This window comes from Sporocytophaga sp., assembly GCF_017745095.1.
Lineage (GTDB): Bacteria > Bacteroidota > Bacteroidia > Cytophagales > Cytophagaceae > Sporocytophaga.
Genome location: NZ_JAGHZZ010000010.1, coordinates 157,232 through 182,046 on the forward strand (window position 1 = coordinate 157,232; position 24,815 = coordinate 182,046).

A 24,815-nucleotide genomic window follows, 5' to 3' on the forward strand; every position below is an offset into this window, starting at 1 on the left:
ATTACTTAATAAAATTGGTTATGATCTGGGGTTTACCCAGGTTATTCTTTTTATAAGTGTTTTCGAAAGGAGGGGGAATGAAATTTTTATCGTATTCATAATAGTAATAAAAATTGTCTTCGGCATTTTTACCTGCTTCAATAGATTTGATCAGGTTGGAAATGTTGAACTGATTATTCACCTTCATTCTGAGAACAGATTGCTCAGGTATTTCGAAATTAAAGTCTGATTTTACAGAAGGTAATTTAATTCCTTTATCTTTTCTCAGTATGGTAGTGATTATTTTATTTGATTCTTTCAGTTCCTCTTGCGGTAAAGGAATAACTGTGGTATCTGTAGCACTTATGGCTATTGTATCTATCTCTTTTACAGGAAGTCTATTAACCTTTGAGAACTTCTTAGTTGAATGTACTGCTTTCTTTTCTTCTTTCTTGTTGATTGAATCAACTTTAGCTGGAAGCGATTGCTTAGCAGTATGGTGGTTTTGTGGGATAGGAGCGTCCTTATGATTTGAAACTATATAAACCAGCCACATGACTGCAGTAATCACAATAATAGACACAGTCAAGATCATACTACTGCTCCAGCCGCCTTTCAGCTGTATTTTCAGTTTCTCCCATGCGCCAGTCTCATTCCATTCTACTCCAGGAACTTGATCAAGCTTCTCCAGTTCATTTCTGAACAAACGATCGATTTCTTCAGGCTTCATGGGAGTGATTGTTTTTAGTTAACTGATATTGCAAGGCTCTTCTTGCTTTCACAAGCTGTGAGCGGGAAGTGCTTTCGCCAATGTCCAGCATAGTGGCGATTTCCTGATGGCTGTAGCCTTCTATGGCGTATAAATTGAATATGGTTCTTAATCCGGTAGGGAGTGCGGCAATCATTGCATAAATGTCTTCTGCACAGAGCCTGGAAAAATCATCGTTCATTGAGTGTATCTCCTCCGCCTCCGAATGATCATAAAATTTAATGCTGTCTTTTTTCCTGAGAAACATCAAGGCTTCATTAACTATGATTTTACGAATCCAGGCTTCGAACTCTTTTTCACCCTGATATTCCAGTTTATGAATATTCTGGTATACCTTTAAAAAACCTTGTATGATGGCATCCTCCGCATCCTCTCTGTTTCTGAGGTATCGGTAGCAATGTGTAAACATCTTTTGGGAAAATGCCTTAAACAAAGCTCTTTGAGCTTTGGCATTTCCTTTCAGACATTCGGCATATAGCGTTTTTATGGAAGACATTTTCCTAATAGGTTACATTACTGTAAATGCAATTTAGAGCAAAAACGCTGCTTTTTTGAAAAAAATATTTCAGTAAAAGGCTAATTGGATGTGAGTAATAGTTTTAAGATTTTGTAATCAAAAGGATAGTATGTTGTTCTAAAGTTTTTCCAGATTCTTTACCATAGTCTGTCGGGGCTGGTCATGGTGAAGATTTAATCAGAAGTCCTGAGCTGATCAGGCGTCCGGTATTCCAATAGTTCTTGTTTCTGAACGAGGATTTTCGAAAAATAGCGATTGTATCGCTTTAGATGTATAGAAGTCAAATAGGCTTCACTCTAATTATCACATCTCACTAATCTTCGCATACGGACAAAGATTCGATGCAGACACTTTATCAGTGATTTTATCAAATCTTTTCTAGTATACATTTGGCTTTCATAGACAAGGCTTTTCTTCTTTATTATCAGTTACGAACTAATAGTTATTCTCGGAAATCCTTGATACAATCGAAGGCTATTGGATTGTTAGAAATTAAAATGCTAGATTAGTATTTAATATAGCATATGCGGATGATTTCACCTGATATGTCGAAAGATAGTGATGCCTCTATAACCCATGAAATCGACATCTTATAATTACGTATAATCCTTTAAAAACTTTATCTGAATGATTTACCATTTCCCCCCCGCTGAGGTTGATATAAATGATAAGTCTTTTCTTGTTATTGAAAATACCATTTTCGCTAAATTTAAAAGAGAGAATAAAACAACACTAAAAAATATTTTTCTGACAGAAAATGTCCTGGTATTGGTTTTAAAAGGGTATAAGCATTTACATATAGAGGATAAGACTGTTGTAGTTACGCCACAGGACATAATCTTTCTTAAAAAGGGGATCTATGCAATGGCTGAATATTTTGAAGAAAAAAAAGAGTTTGAAGCGATCTTATTATTTCTGAATCCAAAATTGCTGCAAGAAGTAGTAGCTGAATATGGAATAAAAAATTCAAATAATTTTTCAACAATTCCTTTTCTAAAAATTCAAACAAATCCCATAATAGAAACTTATAAAAGCCAATTAACTCAATATTTTACACAAGAATCGCTGAAAGACAAAGGGATACTATTACTTAAGCAAAAAGAAATATTGTTATATATACTTAAAACCGTTCCATATTCTCAAACTATTCCTTTTTGGGATTCAGTGATATGTACTTCATCGGAAAGTTTGATGTATGTCATGGACAAATATCTTTTTCAAAATTTTTCTCTTAATGATTATGCTAATCTTACGAATAGAAGCTTGTCTTTCTTTAAGCGAGATTTTGCAGACATTTACGGGGCATCTCCTAAAAAATGGATAAACCAAAAAAGACTGGAATATTCATGCCTTCTCTTAAAAAACTCTCAAGAACGAATCTCTGATATTTCAGAAAAGTGTGGTTTTGAAAGCCTTTCCTATTTTACACAGATTTTTAAAAAGACATATCATAAAACGCCCTCTGAATTTAGAGCCAATATTTAAAAATATTGAGCTTTTTCTACTAACACCAACCTTGCAGTTAAATATAATTTTGCATAAAAAAAGTTATGAAAATTGTAATTATTGGTGGTTCCGGAACAATAGGACGAAAAGTGGCGGAAGCACTTAAATCGAAACATGAAGTTATTACTGCAGGTAGAAATAGCGGTGACATTTTTGTTGATATAACTGATCAACATTCTATTCAAAAAATGTTTGATGAACTTAAAGTAGTTGATGCTTGTGTATGCGCAGCAGGTACAGGCTTTTATGGAGATTACTATTCAATGACTCAAGAGGATCTTATGATTGGGATTAAAGGAAAAATGCTTGGACAAATGAATGTAGTTTTAGTTGGTAAAAAATATTTATCAAACGGGGGATCTTTTACGCTTACATCAGGAATTGCAGCAGAGCATCCTGCAAAGAATGGAACAGCAGTAGCAACAATTAATGGGGCGATAAATAGTTTTGTACTTGGCTCTGCACAAGAATTGAAAAATGATCTTAGAATTAATGCAGTAAGTCCGGGCCTTGTAAAAGATAGTTTTGAAAGATATGGAGATTTATTTCCTGGCTATAATCTTGCACCAATGAAAAAAGTTGTGAATGCTTATATATTAAGTATTGAAGGTGCTGTTAATGGAAAAATTTTAAAAGTATATTCATAAGGGATTACTCATCTCATTCGTGGCTTATTACTCAACTTAAGTATACACTTCACTTATAAATTTTAATGCCCAATTAAATTGCTTAAATGGTTTGAATCGGGATTAATGGAATTGATCTAATCCCATTAATCCTGATTCCCAATTGAGGGATATTATTTCTCTTTGATCTTTTTTCTATGAATTAAACCAAAATCCATTAAGGCAGCGATCACAACCTTTGTTTCCATAGCATAAGAGGTAAGGGTATAAGATACTGTTATAGGTTTGGTGTCATTAACAGTTCTTGTGATAAGTAAATTCTCTTCCAGTTCACGCAACTCTTTTGATAATACTTTTGGCGTAATTCCACATACACGTTCCTGCAGGTCTTTAAATCTCATTGTTCCAAATGAAAGGTTCTGTAATATGTAGATCTTCCACTTGCCACCCAAAACGTCAATAGCATCTCTTAATGCCATAAACTTTTCCTTGCAGTTGTCTTTGTTTGATTCTACTAAAGCCATATTGTAACTATCCTTGAGGTAAGTGATAGTAAATTTATAATAAATAAAGCGAAACTTTACATTCTAAATCTTGAAATAAAATGAAAGTAAAATTATTCGTATCAGTTTCTGTTAACGGGAAAGTCTTGCTGGCGGAAAATCCTAATCATCAGGTACCTCAGGAAATTCTCGGTGAATTTATGCAAATGGCTAGTAAAGCTGGAAATCTTATTCTTGGGCGTAAAACATTTGATATGATGGCAGGATATCCTGCTGCTTTGGAGGCCCTTTCCGAAATTGATATGGTGATTCTCTCTGAAAATAAACCAGATAGTGAAGGCTATAAAGTGGTCAGTTCACCTGAAAAGGCGATCGAGTATTTTAAGCTAAAAGGATGTTCTGAAATAGTTGTAGGTGGAGGGACGCAGATCTATAATGCTTTTCTCAAAGCAGACTTTGTATCTGAGCTATATTTAAACGTGATTCCAATTTTATCCGGAAGTGGAGGGATTTTGGGCTTAGATGAAGATCTGTTAATCAGACTGAAATTAGAGCATCAGAAGAGTGTTGGGAATATAGTACAGTTACATTATACCAAGATATAGTAGGCGAGGAGTTATAGGGCCATCACTTTATTTTTTCCAAAAGGCTTTCTTAATCCTGATATTCTATACTGTGGCTTATCTCCTGGAAGGCCGTTGTATAGAGTATTAATACATTATATGAAGGTTATAAAGTTGGAAAACTATGGCCTTTCAGCAGACAGGCCATAGTATAATTGTATTATCCGTTAGTTGGAAATTTTGTAACGTCCATAAAGAAAACTTCCCAGGTATGTCCGTCAAAATCTTCTATAGTTCGCTGTTGCATAAAACCATAATCTCTCATTGCGCTAGGTTCAATTCCACCTGCTTTTAGTCCTTTAGTCACAATACTATTCATTTCGTCAATACTGTCGACAGATAAAGAATAAAGTCCTGCTAATTTTGATTTTGTATCTGCTATTGGTTTGGTCGCAAAACTTGCAAACTTTTCGTGAGTCATAATCATTACAAAAATGTTCTCACTCCAAACCATACATTTGCCTGTGTCATCAGAAAACTGCGGATTGTTTGTAAATCCCATTGCAGTATAAAAGTCCATAGATTTTTGCAGGTCTTTAACTGCTAAATTGATAAATATTTGTTTTGCCATTTTATTATACTATTAAATTATCGGGTTAAAATTTTTCTATACTTTTTTGTGATTCAATACTAGGTTAGTATAAGCGAACCAAGGGCTTATATTTTAAATTATCTATACTAAAATATTTATTTAAGGAATAATAATCAAAGAAATCAGAATGAAACCTTTGAAATGATCGCTATTCTCTGAAATCCCAGATATAATTAAGAACATAGGAAATTAACTTATTATATGAAAAGGTTTTATAAATTTAAATTATGACTTGTCGGGAAACAGTTCATGGTGTTGATCCCAATCGTGATGCAATCACTATTCCTGATAAACTTCGTTCGGAAACGACACTATTGAGGCTGGTTACGACTTTTATTTGTTTCCTTTTATTAAAACTCATATCCTGTAGATATTCCTAAATATATTTGTACTATTCTAAATCCTGTGTCGGAATAAAATCCATTTTTTATTCTTGCCTCTCTTCCACAATTATTCTTTCGAGTTGTATCGTATATGAATCCATGTTTTCTGACCACAGCTTCAAGAGTTTCTTCTATATAAAAGTCGCCAAACATTGGAATATTCATTAAAGAAATCATTTTGGGGTAATAATCATCTTCCATCCACTCAAAAACATTGTCATTCAATCCGTATGCCTTATCATCGTTTTTCTTGCTGCATCTTACATCTTTTATTTCTTTCAATTGTGCTTTATGGGCTAAGCCTACGCTATCACACATAGTTAAAGATATAGATGGCATATTTTTGTCTGTGGCTGCATAGGTCCATTCAAACTCAGAGGGCAATCTAAAATTAGGTAGTCGGAAGAGGTTTTTTTTAGTAAGACAATCATTGACATATTCTGAAAGCCATTGACAGTAACTCATTGCTCCATGCCAGCTTACTAAAGTGACAGGATAGTTCTCAAAACCTTCTTGGGTATATAATGGTTATCATCTTTTATGATTTTACACTCCTCGTTATTCAATTGTATTAACTGTTTTACCCGCTCGCTATTTTGGCCAATGGAATCAACGTTTAAAAACTTACAAAACTCCAAATTTGTAATTTCATATTTGCTCATATAAAAAGAAGGAGTTGAGCATACAGCCATAGAGGAGAATCTAGCAGTGTCGTCCAACGATTTTCCGGAAGCTCGTATTGTTATCATCTCAGGAATATCTTTGGGGATTGCCTTTCTGAATTTTTTACCATATTGCCGCCATGGACGCTGAGAGTAGGCAACTGAGTTAAGGAGAAGCAATATTAAGAGGAAGAGATAAGATTTGGTCATACTTATAGCTATGATAAATTATAGTCTTTCAGGGCGCAATATGCATATATGATTCTTGCGTTACAAGCCTGTACCACCTGAGGTAGCAAGAATTAGGATTTCTGAGAATAGCGATGTAATTGCTATTCTCAGAAGTTCTTGATCGAAAATGAGGTCTATTGAATATGCATACAACTTATTTCCGAAAAAATATTTTGAAATCAGATCCGGTTCCTACTTCGCTTTCTACCTCAATATATCCTTCTTCATTTTCAAGAATCCGTTTGACTATATACAAGCCCATGCCTCTGCCAGAGCTTTGATGAGCTTGCTTAAACATTGAAAAAATTTTATTCTGATAACTTTTTTTAATTCCTATTCCATTATCGGATATACTTAAAATATTATATTTCTCGGTTTCCTCAGATTTAATAAGGATTTTTAATGGCCTATCTGAAGACCTAAAGCTAATAGCATTACTGATTATATTTTTTAGAATTCTGGTGAAACTTCTTAGGGGAAATTTAATCTCAGGACATCTTGAAAAATCAGTGATGATTTCACAATCTACCATTTGAATTTCATCTTCTAAAGTTTTAATCGCATCATCAACCACATCTTGGATGTTGTTCAATTGGATATCGTCTTCATGTAGTTGTTGAACTTTATAAATTTCTGTCAGATTTTCTACTGTTTCCTTAAACTTCGAAACAGAGCTTAACATTATAGTAAAGAACTCCAGTTCTTCCTCTTTGGATAGATTATCAGTAAGAAGCAATTTCAAACTTCCTTCAATATTGGAGATGGGAACCATCAATTCATGAGATGCTGTGTATATGAAATTATCAAGATCTCTATTGGTTTTAATTAAGTTCTCATTTAGCTTTTCAAGCTGAATTTGATAAAACTCCTGTAACTCCCTTATTTTATACTGAACCAAATAAATGCCTGTAACTAAAGCAGTAGATATAATTTCAAATTTAGCTGAAGTAGTAACATTAAGATAATCGGCGGGAAAAGAGTATCCGCTATCAATTCCAAAGAGTCTGTATGCAATGATTAATAGAGGAATTATTATAAACAGATAGTATAATAAGATTACAGCTCCCCATAACAATCCTAAGATCCAGTTTTTAAATGTTGTCTTTAATAGCCACTGATAGATCATCCATATTACAGCAAGTGATATAACATGGCTGATAAACATAGGCCAAAAAGTTATTGAATGATCAGGTAAAACGGACGTTATTGCTATGAAACACAAGAATATAATTGACAAAGGATTTCTGAGATAAAATATACTGATCAATAAGGGTATTTCTCTGAAGTCAGTAAGTATGTTTTCATAATTTTTTACTTTCAGGTGAACAAATGAAAAAAGAAAAGATAAAAGACCAAAAATCAGGCAATAGGTAAATTCTGTTGGCCTCTTGTCGGAAGTATTATATAAAAGTCGACTTAATCTCATTGCGAATTAAACTCAATAAGGTTAAGTAAGGTTTATCTTGGGAAATAATTAACAGTTAAGTTATCGGTTGGTAAGAAAGAGTTAACTTTGTTTTTTTCAAGTTTAAAACTCATTAAACAGACATCACTCTTCTCCAATTAATTCTATCCTTATTCTCATCCATGACCTTTCCAGATAGGCTTTCCATATCATCATTAAGATTAAGAAGAGTTTTGCTTAACAATTAAAAACTCGCTATTCTTAAATCTTTTCTTATACATGGTATATGCGTATACACTTTACCAATAAGTATCTTTATTTTCTAAATCCTATTTTTATAACAATTGCAATCGATGCAATCGAAGCACCAGCATTCCGAATATAGTAGCACTCCCCAGGTGGTTTTTAACCAGATCTATTGTAGTAATAGGATTTATATGCCTAAAAATGGGTATTACACATGGTGAAAATTTAACATTTTACATTTGGAAAAAATCCAATTTCTAAAAACATTTGTCGAAGAAAATAGTTGATTGATGTTTAAATATTAATATTCTCACTAAAATTACCTACTCCCAATGAATAATGCATTAGCAGATTTACTTCTGAAAAACCAAAAAGAAATCTTAGAGCAGTGGATGAAAAATCAGCTCTCTAACAATACTTTACGTGAGGATCTGATGAGCAACGAAAATTTGCGTCGGCAATCTCAGGAATTGCTGGATTTGTTTTTGAAGGCGGTGAAAAAAGGAAATTACGATGACCTTAACACACGTGAATACGAGGGTATTATAGAAATGCTTCAGGGGATATCCATTTCCAGAGCCCAGCAAGGCTATTCTCCAAAAGAAACCGCAATTTTCGTTTTTTCATTGAAAGAAGCTTTGATCAATACAATTGTTAAAGCTGACGGAGATTCAAAAGAAGCTGTGAATTCTATTTTAATTATTAATAACCTGCTGGATCAACTTGGTATAATAACTTTTGAAACCTTTATAAGAGGAAGAGAATCGGTAATTCTACGTCAAACGCAAGAAATTAATGAGATATCTACACCAGTAATAAGAGTTTGGGAAGGCATTCTTGCTTTACCGATTATAGGTACTTTAGATAGTGCAAGAACTCAGATTGTGATGGAGAATCTGTTACAGGAGATTGTTAATACGGGGAGTAGTATAGCTATTCTGGATATCTCAGGTGTTCCGGCAGTAGATTCTCTTGTAGCACAACATCTGATAAAAACAGTAAGTGCAACCAGGCTTATGGGAGCAGAGTGTATCATAAGCGGTATAAGAGCAGAGATAGCTCAGACTATTGTTCATTTGGGTATAGATTTATCAAATATACAAACCAAGGCAAGTTTAGCATCAGCTTTAAAGCTTGCATTTGCCATGCTTCAGCTAGAGGTAAAAAAAGGGGAAAGGAAAATAATAAAGTAATAAGGTAACATGGATAGAATTCCGATTTTAAAAATGGGTAATTTTCTGCTTGTCACTATACAAGTGGATATGTATGATCGTCTTGCATTGAATCTTGAAAACGATCTTGTGACAATGATCCGGAGAGTAGAAGCAAAAGGCGTACTTATAGATATATCAGCAGTTTCAATAGTGGATTCTTTTATGGGAAGAATTTTGGGCAATATAGCATCGATGTCAAAGATTCTTGATGCCGAAACTGTGGTTGTAGGAATGCAGCCTGCAGTTGCCATTACATTAGTTGAACTCGGACTTCCGCTTACAGGGGTACACACCGCATTGGACGTAGAAAAAGGCATGATCCTTCTTAAGAATAAATTGAACCTCATTGAAGAGGATGACGACGAAGATAAGGATCCTGATGATAGCACTGAATAGAGAAATAATCGAAATTGCAAAGGAACTGGATGTCGTCTTTTTCAGGCAAAGGTTAAAAGAACATGCAGTGAAAATCGGAATGTCTGTGCTCAATCAAACCAAATTAATTACAGCATCTAGTGAGCTTGTCAGGAACATGCTAAAGTATGCTGGAGGAGGGCAAATATGTATAGAAGTGATCAATGAAAAGATGCAGATTGGTATAAAGGTTACTTTTGAAGATAAAGGACCGGGTATACCTGACATTCACAAAGCTATGCAAGATGGCTTTTCTACGGGCAAGAGCCTTGGGCTTGGATTGCCTGGAGCCAAAAGACTTGTAAATGAATTTGATATTAAAAGCGAAATAGGGAAAGGAACTATTGTTACAATTGTCAGATGGAAAAATGGATTATAATTTACATACAGACTTCCAAATAGAAGACAAAAGTTATTTGGCTCTTATAAAAAATAAAATCAGGGAGATTGGGCAAGAACTTGAGCTTAGTGAAGAGGAAATTGGTAAATTAAATATAATAGCGACTGAGCTGATTACCAATCTTGTGAAGTATGGACAGCGCGATAGAGAAATGCTTGTCAAGCCTATTCTGGAACATGGGGTTGCAGGTATAGAAATCATAAGTATAGATAAGGGGGATGGAGCAAAAGACCCATTAAGGATGATGCAGGATGGGTATTCTACATCAGGTACAAAAGGGGAAGGATTGGGAGCTGTTCAGAGACTTTCGGATGAGTTCGATATTTATACCCATACCACCGGAACAATTGTTCTGTCAAGAGTGTATCAGAAAAATATTGATCTTTATCCTAAGCCTAAATGTCGTATAGAGTATGCCGGAATTATGGTTGCCAGAAAGGGCGAAATTGTTTGCGGTGATCAATGGCTTGTAGACCAGAGAGAAGATAGCTTTACTCTTGCCATGATCGATGGTCTTGGCCATGGGCCAAACGCGAATCAAGCAGCTGTAGCCGCAATAAATATCATCAAAGATGCACAAAAGTACGATTCGCCTGATGAAATACTTTCCCAAATACATGAAAACATAAAAAGGACCAGAGGCGCAGTAGGCTTAATAGCTAAGGTTAATTTTGAAAAAAGAAATCTGATACATTGTGGTGTAGGTAATATTGGATGTAAAATAATTAGCCCCGTAAATGTTGAAAACAATAAATCTCTTATACTTTTCAACGGTATACTCGGACTTAATGTTAAAAGGATGAACAGTACAGAGAATAACTGGGATGCTAATAAAATTATAATTATGCATTCAGATGGTCTTAACACTCGCTGGGATCTGAATCAATATCCTGGAATATACAGTCGTCATCCTAGTATTATTGCAGCAATTCTGTATAGAGATTTTAATCGAAGAAATGATGATATTACAATTGTTGTAGCAAGAACAAAAAGAAACTAAAGTATGGAAAAGACTATCGTTAAGGTTAAATTAGACAACGAACTTGACATAGTCGTTGCGCACAAAAGAGCAAGACAATTGGCCAACCTTACCGGTCTGAATTTTGCTACTCAGGCCAAGTTTTCAGCAGCAGTATCCGAAATTTCAAGAAATGCAATTGAACATGCATCCGGAGGCGAAGTTTCTTTTTTTATTAAAGAAAACTCAGGTACACTTTCTCTTATAGCATTAATTGAAGATGACGGAGATGGTATTCCTGATATAAACCGTGTTCTCCAATCATTCCCTAACCGACAAGGAAGAGGTGTCGGGATAAAAAACTCTCAAAGACTAGTAGATCATTTTAATATCCATTCTGAGCCTGATAATGGTACTAAAGTGGAATTGTGCATGAAACTTCCTTTGAATCATCCTCCCATAAATAGAATAATTATCAATGGTTGGAGCCAGTATTTTGATAATGAAAAGCCTGTAAGTCCTTATGAAGAGATTAAGAAGCAAAATGATGATCTAATAGATGCTCTCGATCAGCTTAAGTATAAAAACCTTATGGTGGAGAATCAACTGGAGGAGATAAAGAGACTGAATTCAGAACTGCAAAAGCAATATTCAGAAATTACAATACTGTCCAAAGAAAAGGAAAAGCAAAACAAACAGCTTGAAGAGAAAAATAAACAGCTGGATGAATTTTCTTATATTATCACACACGATCTTAAAGCACCATTAAATAATATGTTGGGTCTTATAGAAGTATTTAAAGAGGACATTAAAGATACTTCTGTAACTGGAGAATTTGATATGTTTATGGATCAGGTGACTAAGATGCAGAAAATGGTTGAGAGTATTGTTTCTTATACACGATCAGGAAAGGAAAGTATTCCTAAAAGCAAGGTTGATATTTCGGCTATGCTATCTGATATCCTTAAGTTTCTACCATCAAAAGATGGCTTAGCTGTTCATGTGCAAGAGCATATCCCTATACTTTACACTGAAGAAATATATCTGGATCAGATTTTCAGTAATCTGATTGGAAATGCAATTAAATATCATGATAAAGAAGAGGGATACGTAAGTGTAAACTGCAGAGACTGTAAGAATGGTTTCATTGAATTTTCAGTGTCTGATAATGGCCCTGGAGTACCGGATGAACAAAAAAGCAAGATATTTGACCTCTTTCATACAATTCATCAAAATAAAAGCATAGAAAGTTCAGGCATAGGTTTGGCTATAGTTAAAAAAATTATTGAATCAAAAGGCGGAAGAATCTGGGTTGAAAACAATATTCCTCAAGGTGCGAGATTTATATTCACGTGGCCCGTAAGAGTTAATGAGGAGGCATTCAATTCAATTAACTAAAGATGTCTTCGGTCACTCATTATCTAAAGGAAATTTCAAATAGCACTGTAATCAAACCACTGTATTTTTAATTATTATTTTTATACATATTATGTAGGTTCCAGAATTCAATTTAGCTTTGAAGTCATTTTAAGCTTAAATATTTTTTTCTGTTATAAAAGATAAGATAAAATAAAATAAGAAAGTAAAGGCTTTACAAAAGAACTTTTTTAACGTGAAGGCCTAACTGCTTCGCAGAGAGTAGCTGCAACTCTTTAAAGGTCATTCGCCTTATATAGAAGATGATATGTGAAAAATCAATCTGTTTTTCAAAAAAGCATAACTATTTTCTAAAAACTATCGTCAGAGAAAATTATGTTTTGTGAAGTTTGCCCTGATGACTTTGAAGATTTTGAAAATAGCTTGACTGATTATTTTGTTAAAAACGGTTGCTTGTTGCCCAGAGTATCATTATAAGGTACATGCTAGGTTTAACACTTACTGTCCGGAGTAATATTGAATGACGAAATGAAAACTTTTGAAAATAAGAATTAAGAAATTTAACATAAGGCAAGGTGGAAATTAATACCGAAATAAAGATTTTGCTGATTGATGATCGTGCGGACAATTTGATGTCTATAAGCACTGTTCTTCAAGTTGACGGATATACTATCCGCACAGCAAGATCAGGAACTGAGGCATTAAAAATCCTTTTGAAAGAGCAAGACTTTGCCTTAATTCTGCTTGATGTACAAATGCCGGATATATCGGGCATTGAAACGGCATCTTTAATTTATAAAAGGGATAAACTTAAAAACATACCTATAATTTTTCTGACAGCTCACAGTTATGGAGATGAGTATATTTATAGAGGATATCTGGCAGGAGCAGTTGATTACATTTATAAACCTATCAATCCTTCTATTTTAAAAGCTAAGGTCTATGTATTTGCAGAAATATACAGAAAAACTCATCTTTTGATTGCCCGTGAAAAACAGTTAGAGGAAATGAACGATAGGTTGGAAGATAGTGTCTGTCTACGAACAAGAGAGCTTTTATTAAAACATATAGAGTTAGAGAAAACTCATTTAGAGTTAAAAAAGGTCCATAATGATCTTGATAATTTTGTCTATGCCGCCTCGCATGATCTTAGAGCTCCAGTCTCTAATATAGAGGGTTTGCTTAAATCTCTAAAAGATTTGTTCCCTCATGACTTACTTAAAGATGAAGAACTAAATATCATTATTGATCTGATTATTGTATCAATTACAAAGTTTAAAGTAACTTTAAATGATCTCACTGAGATTGTAAAAACACAAAAAAGTATTAATGATGATCTTAACAGGTTTGATATTCGGGATATCATAGAAGATGTCAAAGTTGATATACGGGATATGATAGAAAATTCAGGAGCAATTTTCAAAATCATTGATGATGGAGATACAATGGTAAGCTTTTCCAGAAAAAATCTAAAGAGTTTATTTTTTAATCTTATAAGTAATGCAATAAAATACCGATCTTCCGAAAGGACTCCTGAAATCGGGATAAAAATAGGAAGAGACAGTGAATATATTGTAATCTCTGTTTCTGATAATGGAATAGGCTTTAATCCAAATGACAAAGAGAGAATTTTTGAAATGTTTAGAAGACTTCACGATCATGTGGAAGGTTCGGGGGTAGGGTTATATATAGTAAAAAAGATAATTGATAACAGTGGTGGAAAAATAGAGGTAGAAACGGAAGAGGAAAAAGGCTCTACTTTTTCAGTTTTTATTCGGGTAGCCTGAAAGGGTATTAGAATTGTAATATTATTTTGATAATCGCTCTGAAATAATCCTGCCTTTCTAATAAATGTTTATTAAGACCGTTTGATGAACATAGAATATTGAATTCAAAAAAAAATATAAGGTTTAAATTAGATTTTGAAAAAGCTCTGATATGAAGGAAAGATTTAGTTTTACTTTTACTTCATGTGCAAGATCTTTTGAATAGTATTCTTCTTAAAAATGATCTCTTATAATAAAGTCATATCTGATCCATTATGTATATTTTAATTACAGGATGTTATTCATTCTGTATCTTGAATTTATTGATTTTCACACTTATTCTTTGGGGACGTAAGAAGAATAGCTGGAGTAATATTGTATTCGGATTATATTTGGTTCTGTTCGGAATCACAATGACCTTTAACCTGGCTGTTTATACAGGTGCTCTGAAACTACACTATTATTATCTTTGTTTTTTTCCTGCTTTTATGGTGGGACCTTCAGTTTATCTTTTCAGTCGGTTACAGGTAGGATGGACTTCCTTTGTAAAACGAACAATTATTCTTCATTTTTTACTTGCCTTTGTATTCTCCATAATACTGAGTGTATGTACTTTTATGATATCAAGTCTTTCTTTAGATTCAAGTTGCTGGTTTTCAGGTTCTGGAATGCCAGATCTGTTCCGCAACATTGTAGTGTGGCATGCCTGCTTTTACCACTATTATAGTTGGTCTTATATCAGGAAGCTTTTCAAAAATAACCATCAGTTCATTGAATCTGAAAAAAACAAAATAACATGGATTTATGACTTTCTAACTACTATGTTGATTTTCTGTGCATTATTTATGGTTTTGCATACAATCAGATATTTATTGGTAGGCTCATCTCCGGTGGGCAGTTCTGTTATTTCTCCTATAACCCTTTTAATCAGTTATCTTTTTATCCTGAAAAAATGTGTTGGATTTACTCCTATATTTTCCAATAAAGTGGTTATGGAAACATATCACCAGGTAACTACTGTCAGCACAAAGAAAAGACAAAGTTTTACTTCTGAAGAGATCCGTACTATCGGAGGAAAACTGATTCAAGTTATTGATAAAGAAAAAGTTTACAGGGATCAGGAACTTAGTCTAAGTCTTCTATCCGAACATGTGGGAATTAATCCAAAGGAGTTATCTCAATTCATCAATCAGCAATACGACGTCAACTTCAGTGATTTTATCAATAAATATCGTGTAGAGGAATCGATGAGAATTATGCAAGATCCTTCTTCACAAAACTTGAAACTGGAAGCCATTGCTGAAATTGCCGGATTTAGTTCTCGAGCTTCTTTCTTTTCTATTTTTAAAAAAGTAACAGGGCATACTCCAGCCTCTTTCCGAAAAAATTTAGACGTGTAAAAATACGGTAAATAAACCGGCAATTATAACTATAGCATCTGTCTGAGTTTCATGTAATGTTGTCCAAAAAAACTTTTTTCGGACGAATAACAGACTGAAAACAAAAGAATTCAGCATACCGAGAAATATTTTTACAGTATAACTGATCTGAAAAATCATTTAACTGTTCTTCATATGAAATATCTGTTTACCATTTGCTTTATTCTGCTTACAACTTTCACCAGGGCTCAATATGCTTCTATTCCGGATTCTAACCTTCGTAATGTATTAAAAGAATATTTTCCCGAGTGCTTTAATGGCAATTTGCTTGATACACTCTGTGCCTCCACCAAAACAGGAATAGGGGTTGAAGGTCAGGATATAAAATCTCTGGAGGGAATGCAATATTTCACTGGAATGGAATCTCTGTATTGTGGATTTAACCTTCTTAAAAACCTGAATTTCCTGCCTCCTAATCTCAAATATCTTCATAGTTCATTTAATGAGATTACAGTGCTTCCCGTTTTGCCACCCGGATTATTGGAGTTGAATCTAAGGGGGAATCTGATTGAATCAATAGACGCGTTGCCTGAAAATCTGCAATACCTTGATCTAGGAATGAATTCAATCCGGTCGCTCCCGTCTTTGCCCTCTTCACTGGATATTTTGGCTGTAAATGATAATCCTTTAATCTGTCTGCCTTATTTACCGGCCAATTTAACCTATCTCAATACCAACCAAACCAATCTGAATTGCATTCCTAATAAACCTGCAGGTATTACCTCTTTTCTGCCAATTTGTAGTCCAACAGTAAATAAATATAACTGTCAGGCATTTCCTTTAATAACCGGAAAAGTATTTGTCGATATAAACAACAATGGCATAAAAGATACGAATGAACCTTATCGCAAAGGGGTGAAAGTTTTTATCCCGTCTGCAGGATTATATACGTTCAGCAATGACTCAGGATATTATGAATTGAGTGTGAATAAACCGGATACTTATATTCTCTCCACCAGTACACTTTATTATTCCAGTACGCCGAAAACTATTACTACCAAAGGGTTTGGAGAAATGGTTACCAGTGATATTGGAATACAATTATCAGAATCAGCAAAAGACCTTGTTGTTTCAGTTTCTAACTTTGGGTTTCCTCGTCCAGGATTTGATATCGCTTTTAAGATTGATGTAAAAAATATAGGTACTCTGGATACCCCTGCGGACCTGAGTTTTGATTTTCCTGGTGTGATATCCATTGATTCTGTTTCTGAAAAAGCTACCATTCAATCTAACAGACTTGCCTGGTATTATCCAAATCTTCAGGCTGGAGAAGATTTTTCTATGATCGTTTACTGTAACCTTTCTTCTGCTGCTGTTCTTGGAAATACTCTGGAATTGATTGTAAAGGTAAATCCTGATGATATAGATGAACATACCCCTGAGAATAATATTAAAGTTCTGAACCTAGTCATTCGAGGAGCTTATGATCCTAATGATAAACAGGGTCCGGCATTGATTACTCCAGACCAATTAATAAATGAAGAGTATATTGATTATACCATTCGCTTCCAGAATACAGGAACAGATACTGCCTTTACTGTAGTTATTGCAGATCTGTTAGATATGAAACTTCAAAACAACTCTTTTGAAATGATCAGTTCTTCTCATGCTTGTGAGCCTGTAATAAAAAATCAGCAGATCTATTTTATGTTTTCAAATATCCAATTGCCGGACAGTAACACTAATAAGATTAAAAGTTGTGGGTATGTTAGCTTTCGTGTAAAAGCTCTTCCTTCATTAACAGAAGGAGAAAGTTTTTCTAATACTGCAGGAATTTATTTTGATTATAATGCGCCTATAATTACCAATACTGTAGAAACAATTGTAAAAACTATAGTACCTACCAGCAATAAAGATAATACATCGCAAAAGAATTTACTGAATGCTTATCCGAATCCTGTTGTAGATGATGTTCTGTATATTATAGAAGGTGTTTCATTTAGATTACATAATAGTCATGGAGTGCAAGTGCTGGAAGGCATTTCATCCGGCACAGGTACTTTTGTGAAAGAACTTCCTAAAGGATTATACCTGCTGGAAATGAATATGGATGATAATTATACGACCAGAAAAATTCTTATAAAGTAAACTTGAATTACTTTTAATTTTTTTAATAGCCGGTTTGACAGAGTGATGTACCAGCTGGCTATTTTTATTTTTCAACCCAGAAGGGATTGAATATTTATAGAATAGGAGTATGACATTGATACCAATCAAGGTCGTATGTTATTTGCAAATTTATATCTATTAACCATCAGACCTCTTAGAGGTCTAAAATATGTATATTCTTTAGGTTTCTTTATAGGACGGAATCTCCCTTTATGAATGATACTGCTGCAACACCAAAGCCATTTTGGAGAATGAGAATTAATTATTTTGATCATTCTTTTCTAGAATAAAAGTTACAGAGGATATTATAGCTGAGAGATTATTGAAGACTTCCGGTCAGGCGCACTGATATTCTTGTTTATATATATAGTCAACTTTATTCAATATAGTACTGCTCATTTCAGAAAATTTAGTTGGAGTGATTTTCCCTTTTTCTATAAAATCACCTATTACACCTTTGAAGTTGGCAAAAGCATCATATACCTTTTTTGCACCATTTCTTGGATGAGGAAAGGCAAATTTAGCCACCCACTTTAATAAGAATGGCATTCCATCACTACCTGTCATTTGTGTTTTATTACCACCTGGACAAACACTTCTAATTTCAATTCCTTCTGTTTTCATTGCTTTCGAAACTTCCTTTGTCCACAAGGTTAACGCCAGTTTTGAAAAAGCATAAGAACCGAACAACTTCTTAAAATTCGCAGGTTTTTCAAGTATTTTCGGATCAAACTTCTTTACTGTCAACAGGATATTTGATGACGTATTGACAATTGTTTTATCAATGCCCTTATTAAGCAAAGCTTTCATTTCCATTGCGATTATATAAGGTGCTACTGTGTTTACTTCATAGTGCAATTCTCTGCCCTGTGGCGAATATTTAAGTTCTCCAATTCCAACTCCGGCATTGTTAAACAAAACATCGATGCTGTATTCCGATTTCTTTATCTCGATTAAAGCTGATTTTAAACTTTTAAAATCACTAATATCTGCTTTATAGACTCTCAGTTTTTTGCTGGTTATAGCCTCATGGATAGTCCTTTCATTTTCAGGAAAATCTGAACGGATTAAGGCAATAATGTCCCAATTTTCTAAAAGTAACTTTTTAGTAAGTTCAAGTCCCACGCCTGAATTTGCCCCCGTAATCATTGCTGTTTTTCTATTTTGCTCCATTTTAAATCAATTATTATTGCAAAGATAGATCAGGTCAATACGAAGAAAATAGTGTGCTTTTCTGTTTAAATAGTGTTTTTTTCTGTTCCTGAATTCATCGCGTTTAAAAAGTAATGATTGCGAAATTGCAATGGGGTAGTCCCAGTGTAGCGTTTAAAAAGCTTTATAAAATTAGAAGGTTCATAATCGAATTTGTTGGCTATTTCACCAATTGTCTCGTCTGAATTGATGATTAAATTTTTACATATATCAACGAGTTTTTCCTCAAAAATGCTACAGGGTGATTTGCCTAAGACTTTTCTTATAGTATCGCTTAAATGGTTAGGATCTATAAACATTAATTCTGCAATTTGCCTTATGCCATAAGCAGTTTCAACATTGCCATTTTTTAAGTCAGCCAAATGTTTATCAAGTTCTGCTAAAAACTTGTCGGCAATTTGTTTTTTCCTATAAGAAATATGTAGTCCGTTTTTATCTTCCATGGTTGTGTCTAATGTCCGTTAACATTAACTGTTCGAGCTTTTTGTTGTGAGAGAAGCTAAACATAAATGTTCTGCATTAAAACTAACCTAAATTAACGAAAAAAGCTGAAGTTTATTTAAGCTCTGCAGCGAGCCACCGGTCAGGGAGGAAAATTCAGTTACTTCAAATTTATCTGAATCAGAATTAGCAATATGAAAAGATAAACAGGATTTTTAAAATGGAATCGTCCTGTAAGAGGTTTAGAGTATCCTGTTAATTCTAAAATCCTTTAATTCTGATTCAGACATTTTTATAGGAGTATGCGCTAAAATAAACTATATATATTTTGGAGGAGACCAGAGGAAGCGAGGCATGGCACTATATCGGCAGAGGAGTAGAATAAGCAAGAGTATGACTTCCTTATTAAAAATTTATCTATAATTTCGTAACCTGAGTGATAAGTCCGATTACAAATTAGTGCACACAATTGCAATGGACTTATCATGGCCCGACAAAACTCCTCAGGTTATTTTAACTCTAAATGCTTAAGATACTTTGGGCTGGAATATGAAGCTTACTAAAAATTTTTATAAATAGAGCTCCAGCCATTGCTAATCAAATAGCATATTTAGTTGCAGGATGACTCCAGGCACTTTGACCCGCCGACGCTATAGCGGCGACTTTAAACCAATATTTTTTCCCGCTTTCCAGATTCTTTATAGTAGCTCTGGCCTTGGTAGAAATAATGGCAACGCTCCAGCTATCATCTTTGCTCAAGTCTGATGTAAGCTGTACTACATAACTTTTAGCACCTTTTACAGATTCCCAGGAAAGTTCTATTTCTTTTTCATTGGCAGCTACAGCCTGCAGGTTCACAGGTGCTGACGGAATTGCCGAAGGAGTCTTTGGGGCTTTTACGTTCATTCCCGCTAGCTTGATTTTGACTTCATCTCCTTTTGCTGTGCTTTCTACGTAAGCAGCTAATTGATTCATGACAGAATCAAATTCCGAAGATTTGTCTTCTAAAATACTAAGTCTGGTTGAAACAGTTTGTCGGGCTTGTTTTACTTCTGCAAATGCTTTATCCAATTCCCCAATAGTGGAACCTACTATTTCCAGAGATGGAAAGGGGGTAGGAAAATGTTCGTTTGCTGTAAGTGCCTGTACAATTTGTCTGGCGAGAATAAGTTTTTCTTCAATGGAAGATCCTTTAAGGTTAAGCTTAACCTTGGCCTTTTTTGAGGTTGTCATAGCTGATTTTTCTTTTTGTGTTTTAAAAAAATGTTGAGACAAAAATTTAAATATTGGAAATCAAATGCAAGGATATTTTAAAAAATATTTTTTTGCATCTGTTTAAAGATCAGGTGTTTTTATGGTTTTTCCGAGATAAAAACAACCTTTACTAGTATATAAGAAAAAATAGAAAATAAATAAGAAGAAAAAATATCTGTGACAAATCACTTTCATGCTAAATACTTCTTTCATCCTGTCTTGAATTCTAAAAAGAGTATCCATAATATTCCTTAGAGTTAATAAACCTCATTCAAATATTACTAGGAAAATGAGATTCCTATATAGGAAAAAGGAATTCCTACATAAAAAAATCAAATTCCTATATAGGAAATTGTAACTCCTACATAGGCAATCTAAATTCCTATATAAGAAATTGAAATTCCTACATAGGAAAATTAAACTCCTACGTAGGAAATCAAAATTCCTACATAGGAAAATGGTATTCCTATATAGGCAAATCACATTCCCATTATAGAGATGAGGCGTTTCTAATTTGATTAATCAGGAGAATGAATGTTTTTTCTGATAAATGATACATCCGCTGCACGAAACATATGGGAAATAGTTTGGGAAAGTGAATAGCTAATGCGTTTTAATTATGTATTTATTACTTAAAAAAGGAAATAATAGTCATATTGTTATTACAATAGATATGGGTTATTGATGAGATGAACATTATGTTAAAAGTAGACTATAAATTTTTTACATATAAAGTGGCCTCGTTTATTTGGAAGATAGTAAAACCAAAGTCATTTGGAGCAAGAGCTATGTTGATAAATGGTGATGAAATCCTTTTGGTTAAACATACCTATCAAACAAAGTGGTATTTGCCCGGTGGTGGATTAAAAACAGAAGAGACTTATGAAGAGGCAATCAGAAGAGAACTTAAAGAAGAGTTGAATGCGGAAGTTTATAAACTGGAATTATTTGGTGTATACAATAACATGTATGAAGGGAAGAATGATAGCATTACAATATTTCTCTGTAAGGACTTTGAGTTATCTCATAAAAAGCCCAATTCAGAAATAAGCGACTTTAAATTTTTTACACTAAACGATCTTCCTCATGATATTTCACCTGGGACTATGAAAAGGATAAATGAATACAAGAACAACGCTTATCCTGCCTTTGGAAGATGGTGAAAAACTTCCTCTCATTTGTGGGTTGAAGTCAAATAGACTTCAACCAGAGCGTGCAGTATAAGTTAAATAACATTGCACTCCTCACTTCAAAGATTAAGATCTATATTTAATCTTTAGTACTAATTGAGCCGGTTCCTTGCGCATGCTCTCCTCCAAGATTGGCAAAATCTATAGAATTAAAAGTACTGGTTGTAACTCCTTCCTTTACAGTTGTGTTAATAATACCTGACGAAGCATTCCAGATAGTTGTGCCTTCGAATACAGTTAATGTTACTTTTAGTCCTGATTCAGATAGATTGACAGTTGTATCCTTGGTTGGTTTATTGGCAAACGTAATATTGAACAATGTTCCGGTAGTACCTGATGTGCCAGTTTGAATATAATTATTAGAATTGTCTTTTTTTGAAGTGGCAACCATTTTGGTTTGTTCTACTCCTTTAAAGTTTAAAGATGCTGAATTCGTGAAAATTGCAGGAAGTGGGTTTTTACTATCAGTACATGAAAACAGTAAGATTGTAAGTGTTGTCAAAACAGCTGAAAATGAAAGGATTTTTTTATGCATTGTTACCAAGAATTATGTTTTTATACTTATTTAAAATAACGGAAATATCCTTGTGATATTGGTCTAATAGGCTAAGGCTTAAATGATATTGAATCCATTAACTATTTCGTGGCCTTTCCTCTGACTAGTCATGCTTTATACGGGGAAATGGTCAGTCAGGGTGATGATGTTGATAATAATGCTGTTAAAAACGGATATTAATCCTTTTTAGATGCAAAAAGAGCAAAAAGAATTGGAGGGTGTCTATCAAATGAAGGCTGAAGCTTGTGTAAAGCTCCGTAACCAAACCTTCAATTTCCATAAAACGAGATCCTGATTCTCTAATAATCCTTTTCTATTATAAGTGGACGGAAGATTCTGAATAGTCAAATAGACTTCAGCCAGGGTCGACTTAATAATCTCAACTGTAAACTTTTATATTGTTGATACAAAGTGGAGAAGGCATGGTGTTTTGTTTTTATTAAATCTTTGGTAGGAAAACGATTTTGTATATGCTACATTGTTAAGAATGGAAGATGCATTGCACAATGTCCATTTCTGTATGAAATTTAAAATGAATGATGGATAAAAAAATGAAAAAAGCATTTATTTTACTAATGGGGATTTTTTGTTTTTTATTTTTTTCTTGTGTAAGAGATGGAGAAAAGAAGAAAGATGACGAAGTAAAAGGCCAGGTTGAATTGGATGATTTAACCTATATGGCCGAGCAAATAGACAATAGTCATAATATATATTCTGACAGCAATGTACCTTCATCTTTAGATGATAGTACTTTTAAACATAATGGTGTACCTGTACTTTTTGATACGGCTACTTGTTATAATGATTCGATACCCTTTGGATGTAGTCTGTTAATAAATCATACTTTTCCTAAAGTATTTGATATGCATTCATTAGATTATAGCCAGCCTATAAAAGCTCATGTAAGAGAAAGTTATGATGTCCTATATTGCTTTAATTTTATAAATGAAGCATCAAGTCATCCATATAGTTTTTCAAATCAAAAATTCGAATTAGTTGATGTGTCAAAAAATAAAATTAATCATTTAAGAGATTCTGCCTTTCATTCAGTTAATTTTTATAATTATAGACTTCCAGACTTTAACTTATATCAGTGTTATTATTCATGCGAGCCGGATTCTGTAAGTCAAAGAAAGGGGTATTTGTTATTTTATCATCCTAAAGAAGAAATAACAAGAGTTTTAAAAGTATACGAGCGTTGGCATGGTGAAATTTCAAGTGGCTGCCTTTGTTTTTTTATTGATAACGACAAGAGAATTCATATTAAAAATTTTGATTTTGAGGAAACAGAAGCCACTTTTTCATCTGTTGCCACTGTCGAAATTTTAAATAGTGGAGAATTTAAAATAATACATTAAAAATTTAAAGAACCATTGAATGTGTAGGGGAAGGATAAGGTCCGGCTTCTTTATAGGATTCATGAGAGTAGCGATACAATCGCTCTTCTCGTGAATCCTCGTTAAATTTATTTTTAATTAGCCAAGTCTATGGTAAAGCAAACGAGTAATATTGGGTTTATCACAGGATAAGACGTTGCAGAATTAAAAAAAGAATTATTTGCATCATAGTTACCTTTTTATTTAACTTTGTATTAAATCTCATAAAAGAATAAGTAACCTATGCCAAATTTCTCAACATATTGTTTCCGCCAACATCTAGGGCCAGGGAATATCCTGTTCGGGAAATCTGTAATATAAATATAAGATTATCAATATGTAATATAACCCCGGACAAGAGACTGTTCGGGGTTATTTTTTTTATCCGCTTCTTCTCTTGTTCATATCATATAAATTAATTTTTAAACAACATGAAGAAGATTAAAACTCTTTATAAGAGAGATTTCGAAAATGGCAGACTGATCATAAACGAGGTGAATGAAGAGTCTGCATGGGTACTCAATGGTGAAGGTATTGCTACAAGAAAGTTTGATGGTACTTGCTGTATGATAAAGGAAGGTAAGCTATTTAAGAGATACGATTGTAAGAAAGGGAAAAATCCACCTATAGGCTTTATAGCTGCACAGGATCCTGATCCTATTACCGGTCACTGGCCAGGCTGGCTTCTGACAAATGATGTTCCTGAAGATAAATTTCACAGAGAAGCGTTCCTTAAACATCCATTCTGGGAAGACGGTACCTATGAGCTGGTGGGTCCGAAAATCAATGGTAACAAAGACAACTTCAATACTCACATATTGATTGCGCATGGAAGTCAGATCATTGAAAATATACCTTTAGAGTTTGAAGCCCTTAAAGAATGGTTGGAGCAAAACCTGATAGAAGGTATTGTATGGCATCACCCGGATGGAAGAATGGTAAAATTAAGAAGAAAGGATTTTGGTTTCGATTGGTAAAAGTCTATTTAATATTAAATTTTGCTAAGAAGCACTAAAAAAGATAACTTTTAACTTCTATTATTCACGTTCTAATTAATGTAAAAAGCA

25 protein-coding genes are annotated in these 24,815 nt (G+C 33.8%); 14 read left to right on the top strand and 11 right to left on the bottom strand.

From position 1 onward, the window contains the following. Nucleotide 1: 1 nt before the first annotated feature. Together J7604_RS16630 and J7604_RS16635 are read right to left on the bottom strand one after the other, a co-directional pair. Nucleotides 2-709, bottom strand: a complete 708-nt coding sequence (locus J7604_RS16630) for a hypothetical protein (RefSeq protein ID WP_293897798.1) — start codon at nucleotides 707-709, stop codon at nucleotides 2-4. Beyond that, on the bottom strand, nucleotides 699-1,244 hold the full coding sequence (locus J7604_RS16635) for an RNA polymerase sigma factor (protein ID WP_293897801.1): 546 nt from the start codon (nucleotides 1,242-1,244) through the stop codon (nucleotides 699-701). The genes J7604_RS16630 and J7604_RS16635 overlap by 11 nt, the downstream gene beginning before the upstream one ends. An 885-nt stretch (nucleotides 1,245-2,129) precedes the next feature. Between J7604_RS16635 and J7604_RS16640 the strand changes: the two genes are divergently transcribed. Together J7604_RS16640 and J7604_RS16645 are read left to right on the top strand one after the other, a co-directional pair. Next, nucleotides 2,130-2,750 carry an AraC family transcriptional regulator gene (locus J7604_RS16640; protein WP_293897804.1) on the top strand — a complete coding sequence of 207 codons (621 nt, stop codon included), beginning with the start codon at nucleotides 2,130-2,132 and terminating at the stop codon, nucleotides 2,748-2,750. A 65-nt stretch (nucleotides 2,751-2,815) separates the two neighbouring features. Then, on the top strand, nucleotides 2,816-3,418 hold the full coding sequence (locus J7604_RS16645) for a short chain dehydrogenase (RefSeq protein ID WP_293897807.1): 603 nt from the start codon (nucleotides 2,816-2,818) through the stop codon (nucleotides 3,416-3,418). Between the two features lie 152 nt (nucleotides 3,419-3,570). Here J7604_RS16645 and J7604_RS16650 read toward each other — a convergent pair whose 3' ends face one another. Beyond that, complete coding sequence (locus tag J7604_RS16650; protein WP_293897810.1) at nucleotides 3,571-3,921, bottom strand: helix-turn-helix domain-containing protein; 351 nt, start codon at nucleotides 3,919-3,921, stop codon at nucleotides 3,571-3,573. An 80-nt stretch (nucleotides 3,922-4,001) separates the two neighbouring features. Here J7604_RS16650 and J7604_RS16655 point away from each other — a divergent pair, with 80 nt between their 5' ends. Then, the gene (locus tag J7604_RS16655; RefSeq protein WP_293897813.1) at nucleotides 4,002-4,505 is read left to right on the top strand and encodes a dihydrofolate reductase family protein; all 504 of its coding nucleotides are present in this window, start codon (nucleotides 4,002-4,004) and stop codon (nucleotides 4,503-4,505) included. A 178-nt stretch (nucleotides 4,506-4,683) separates the two neighbouring features. On the opposite strand, the gene J7604_RS16660 is transcribed toward J7604_RS16655, so the two are convergent. The 4 genes from J7604_RS16660 to J7604_RS16675 form a co-directional block, all read right to left on the bottom strand. Beyond that, complete coding sequence (locus tag J7604_RS16660; protein ID WP_293897816.1) at nucleotides 4,684-5,094, bottom strand: VOC family protein; 411 nt, start codon at nucleotides 5,092-5,094, stop codon at nucleotides 4,684-4,686. A gap of 371 nt (nucleotides 5,095-5,465) precedes the next feature. Beyond that, nucleotides 5,466-5,963, bottom strand: coding sequence for an SUMF1/EgtB/PvdO family nonheme iron enzyme (locus J7604_RS16665; RefSeq protein WP_293897819.1), 498 nt, complete (start codon nucleotides 5,961-5,963; stop codon nucleotides 5,466-5,468). 17 nt (nucleotides 5,964-5,980) lie between these two features. After that, the gene (locus J7604_RS16670) at nucleotides 5,981-6,370 is read right to left on the bottom strand and encodes a hypothetical protein (protein ID WP_293897822.1); all 390 of its coding nucleotides are present in this window, start codon (nucleotides 6,368-6,370) and stop codon (nucleotides 5,981-5,983) included. 175 nt (nucleotides 6,371-6,545) lie between these two features. Next, nucleotides 6,546-7,817, bottom strand: coding sequence for a HAMP domain-containing sensor histidine kinase (locus J7604_RS16675; RefSeq protein WP_293897825.1), 1,272 nt, complete (start codon nucleotides 7,815-7,817; stop codon nucleotides 6,546-6,548). A gap of 557 nt (nucleotides 7,818-8,374) precedes the next feature. Here J7604_RS16675 and J7604_RS16680 point away from each other — a divergent pair. From J7604_RS16680 to J7604_RS16715, 8 genes are all read left to right on the top strand, one after another. After that, nucleotides 8,375-9,235, top strand: coding sequence for an STAS domain-containing protein (locus J7604_RS16680; protein WP_293897828.1), 861 nt, complete (start codon nucleotides 8,375-8,377; stop codon nucleotides 9,233-9,235). A gap of 9 nt (nucleotides 9,236-9,244) precedes the next feature. Continuing rightward, nucleotides 9,245-9,652 (top strand): STAS domain-containing protein, encoded by a 408-nt coding sequence (locus J7604_RS16685; RefSeq protein ID WP_293897831.1) that lies wholly within the window; start codon nucleotides 9,245-9,247, stop codon nucleotides 9,650-9,652. Beyond that, nucleotides 9,636-10,049, top strand: coding sequence for an anti-sigma regulatory factor (locus J7604_RS16690; protein WP_293897834.1), 414 nt, complete (start codon nucleotides 9,636-9,638; stop codon nucleotides 10,047-10,049). Before J7604_RS16685 ends, J7604_RS16690 begins: the two co-directional genes overlap by 17 nt. Continuing rightward, nucleotides 10,039-11,070, top strand: coding sequence for an ATP-binding protein (locus tag J7604_RS16695; RefSeq protein WP_293897837.1), 1,032 nt, complete (start codon nucleotides 10,039-10,041; stop codon nucleotides 11,068-11,070). The genes J7604_RS16690 and J7604_RS16695 overlap by 11 nt, the downstream gene beginning before the upstream one ends. Before the next feature lie 3 nt (nucleotides 11,071-11,073). Then, on the top strand, nucleotides 11,074-12,426 hold the full coding sequence (locus J7604_RS16700) for a sensor histidine kinase (protein WP_293897840.1): 1,353 nt from the start codon (nucleotides 11,074-11,076) through the stop codon (nucleotides 12,424-12,426). Between the two features lie 554 nt (nucleotides 12,427-12,980). Then, a complete protein-coding gene (locus J7604_RS16705) occupies nucleotides 12,981-14,192 on the top strand; it encodes a hybrid sensor histidine kinase/response regulator (protein ID WP_293897843.1) in 1,212 nt (403 codons plus the stop codon). A gap of 254 nt (nucleotides 14,193-14,446) precedes the next feature. Continuing rightward, nucleotides 14,447-15,571 (top strand): AraC family transcriptional regulator, encoded by a 1,125-nt coding sequence (locus J7604_RS16710; RefSeq protein ID WP_293897846.1) that lies wholly within the window; start codon nucleotides 14,447-14,449, stop codon nucleotides 15,569-15,571. Between the two features lie 174 nt (nucleotides 15,572-15,745). Continuing rightward, complete coding sequence (locus J7604_RS16715; RefSeq protein ID WP_293897849.1) at nucleotides 15,746-17,698, top strand: T9SS type A sorting domain-containing protein; 1,953 nt, start codon at nucleotides 15,746-15,748, stop codon at nucleotides 17,696-17,698. A 357-nt stretch (nucleotides 17,699-18,055) separates the two neighbouring features. On the opposite strand, the gene J7604_RS16720 is transcribed toward J7604_RS16715, so the two are convergent. From J7604_RS16720 to J7604_RS16730, 3 genes are all read right to left on the bottom strand, one after another. Beyond that, complete coding sequence (locus tag J7604_RS16720) at nucleotides 18,056-18,892, bottom strand: SDR family NAD(P)-dependent oxidoreductase (protein ID WP_293897852.1); 837 nt, start codon at nucleotides 18,890-18,892, stop codon at nucleotides 18,056-18,058. Between the two features lie 65 nt (nucleotides 18,893-18,957). After that, complete coding sequence (locus J7604_RS16725; RefSeq protein WP_293897854.1) at nucleotides 18,958-19,374, bottom strand: AraC family transcriptional regulator; 417 nt, start codon at nucleotides 19,372-19,374, stop codon at nucleotides 18,958-18,960. Between the two features lie 595 nt (nucleotides 19,375-19,969). Next, the gene (locus tag J7604_RS16730; RefSeq protein ID WP_293897857.1) at nucleotides 19,970-20,605 is read right to left on the bottom strand and encodes a fibronectin type III domain-containing protein; all 636 of its coding nucleotides are present in this window, start codon (nucleotides 20,603-20,605) and stop codon (nucleotides 19,970-19,972) included. A gap of 755 nt (nucleotides 20,606-21,360) precedes the next feature. Between J7604_RS16730 and J7604_RS16735 the strand changes: the two genes are divergently transcribed. Next, a complete protein-coding gene (locus tag J7604_RS16735; protein WP_293897859.1) occupies nucleotides 21,361-21,789 on the top strand; it encodes an NUDIX domain-containing protein in 429 nt (142 codons plus the stop codon). A 106-nt stretch (nucleotides 21,790-21,895) separates the two neighbouring features. Here J7604_RS16735 and J7604_RS16740 read toward each other — a convergent pair whose 3' ends face one another. Next, nucleotides 21,896-22,351 (bottom strand): hypothetical protein, encoded by a 456-nt coding sequence (locus J7604_RS16740; protein ID WP_293897861.1) that lies wholly within the window; start codon nucleotides 22,349-22,351, stop codon nucleotides 21,896-21,898. A 572-nt stretch (nucleotides 22,352-22,923) separates the two neighbouring features. Between J7604_RS16740 and J7604_RS16745 the strand changes: the two genes are divergently transcribed. After that, nucleotides 22,924-23,730, top strand: a complete 807-nt coding sequence (locus J7604_RS16745; RefSeq protein WP_293897864.1) for a hypothetical protein — start codon at nucleotides 22,924-22,926, stop codon at nucleotides 23,728-23,730. A 449-nt stretch (nucleotides 23,731-24,179) separates the two neighbouring features. After that, nucleotides 24,180-24,725 carry a DUF5565 family protein gene (locus tag J7604_RS16750; RefSeq protein WP_293897867.1) on the top strand — a complete coding sequence of 182 codons (546 nt, stop codon included), beginning with the start codon at nucleotides 24,180-24,182 and terminating at the stop codon, nucleotides 24,723-24,725. Nucleotides 24,726-24,815 lie beyond the last annotated feature (90 nt).

Bases quoted from the DNA above. Each gene is read 5' to 3' on its own strand.
- J7604_RS16670 (WP_293897822.1), bottom strand. From the start codon at position 6,370: ATGACCAAATCTTATCTCTTCCTCTTAATATTGCTTCTCCTTAACTCA.
- J7604_RS16640 (WP_293897804.1), top strand. From the start codon at position 2,130: ATGGCTGAATATTTTGAAGAAAAAAAAGAGTTTGAAGCGATCTTATTA.
- J7604_RS16685 (WP_293897831.1), top strand. From the start codon at position 9,245: ATGGATAGAATTCCGATTTTAAAAATGGGTAATTTTCTGCTTGTCACT.
- J7604_RS16635 (WP_293897801.1), bottom strand. From the start codon at position 1,244: ATGTCTTCCATAAAAACGCTATATGCCGAATGTCTGAAAGGAAATGCC.
- J7604_RS16675 (WP_293897825.1), bottom strand. From the start codon at position 7,817: ATGAGATTAAGTCGACTTTTATATAATACTTCCGACAAGAGGCCAACA.
- J7604_RS16655 (WP_293897813.1), top strand. From the start codon at position 4,002: ATGAAAGTAAAATTATTCGTATCAGTTTCTGTTAACGGGAAAGTCTTG.
- J7604_RS16720 (WP_293897852.1), bottom strand. From the start codon at position 18,892: ATGGAGCAAAATAGAAAAACAGCAATGATTACGGGGGCAAATTCAGGC.
- J7604_RS16630 (WP_293897798.1), bottom strand. From the start codon at position 709: ATGAAGCCTGAAGAAATCGATCGTTTGTTCAGAAATGAACTGGAGAAG.
- J7604_RS16745 (WP_293897864.1), top strand. From the start codon at position 22,924: ATGAAAAAAGCATTTATTTTACTAATGGGGATTTTTTGTTTTTTATTT.
- J7604_RS16680 (WP_293897828.1), top strand. From the start codon at position 8,375: ATGAATAATGCATTAGCAGATTTACTTCTGAAAAACCAAAAAGAAATC.
- J7604_RS16665 (WP_293897819.1), bottom strand. From the start codon at position 5,963: ATGAGTTACTGTCAATGGCTTTCAGAATATGTCAATGATTGTCTTACT.
- J7604_RS16700 (WP_293897840.1), top strand. From the start codon at position 11,074: ATGGAAAAGACTATCGTTAAGGTTAAATTAGACAACGAACTTGACATA.
- J7604_RS16645 (WP_293897807.1), top strand. From the start codon at position 2,816: ATGAAAATTGTAATTATTGGTGGTTCCGGAACAATAGGACGAAAAGTG.
- J7604_RS16730 (WP_293897857.1), bottom strand. From the start codon at position 20,605: ATGACAACCTCAAAAAAGGCCAAGGTTAAGCTTAACCTTAAAGGATCT.
- J7604_RS16660 (WP_293897816.1), bottom strand. From the start codon at position 5,094: ATGGCAAAACAAATATTTATCAATTTAGCAGTTAAAGACCTGCAAAAA.
- J7604_RS16690 (WP_293897834.1), top strand. From the start codon at position 9,636: ATGATAGCACTGAATAGAGAAATAATCGAAATTGCAAAGGAACTGGAT.
- J7604_RS16740 (WP_293897861.1), bottom strand. From the start codon at position 22,351: ATGCATAAAAAAATCCTTTCATTTTCAGCTGTTTTGACAACACTTACA.
- J7604_RS16750 (WP_293897867.1), top strand. From the start codon at position 24,180: ATGAAGAAGATTAAAACTCTTTATAAGAGAGATTTCGAAAATGGCAGA.
- J7604_RS16650 (WP_293897810.1), bottom strand. From the start codon at position 3,921: ATGGCTTTAGTAGAATCAAACAAAGACAACTGCAAGGAAAAGTTTATG.
- J7604_RS16710 (WP_293897846.1), top strand. From the start codon at position 14,447: ATGTATATTTTAATTACAGGATGTTATTCATTCTGTATCTTGAATTTA.
- J7604_RS16695 (WP_293897837.1), top strand. From the start codon at position 10,039: ATGGATTATAATTTACATACAGACTTCCAAATAGAAGACAAAAGTTAT.
- J7604_RS16725 (WP_293897854.1), bottom strand. From the start codon at position 19,374: ATGGAAGATAAAAACGGACTACATATTTCTTATAGGAAAAAACAAATT.
- J7604_RS16715 (WP_293897849.1), top strand. From the start codon at position 15,746: ATGAAATATCTGTTTACCATTTGCTTTATTCTGCTTACAACTTTCACC.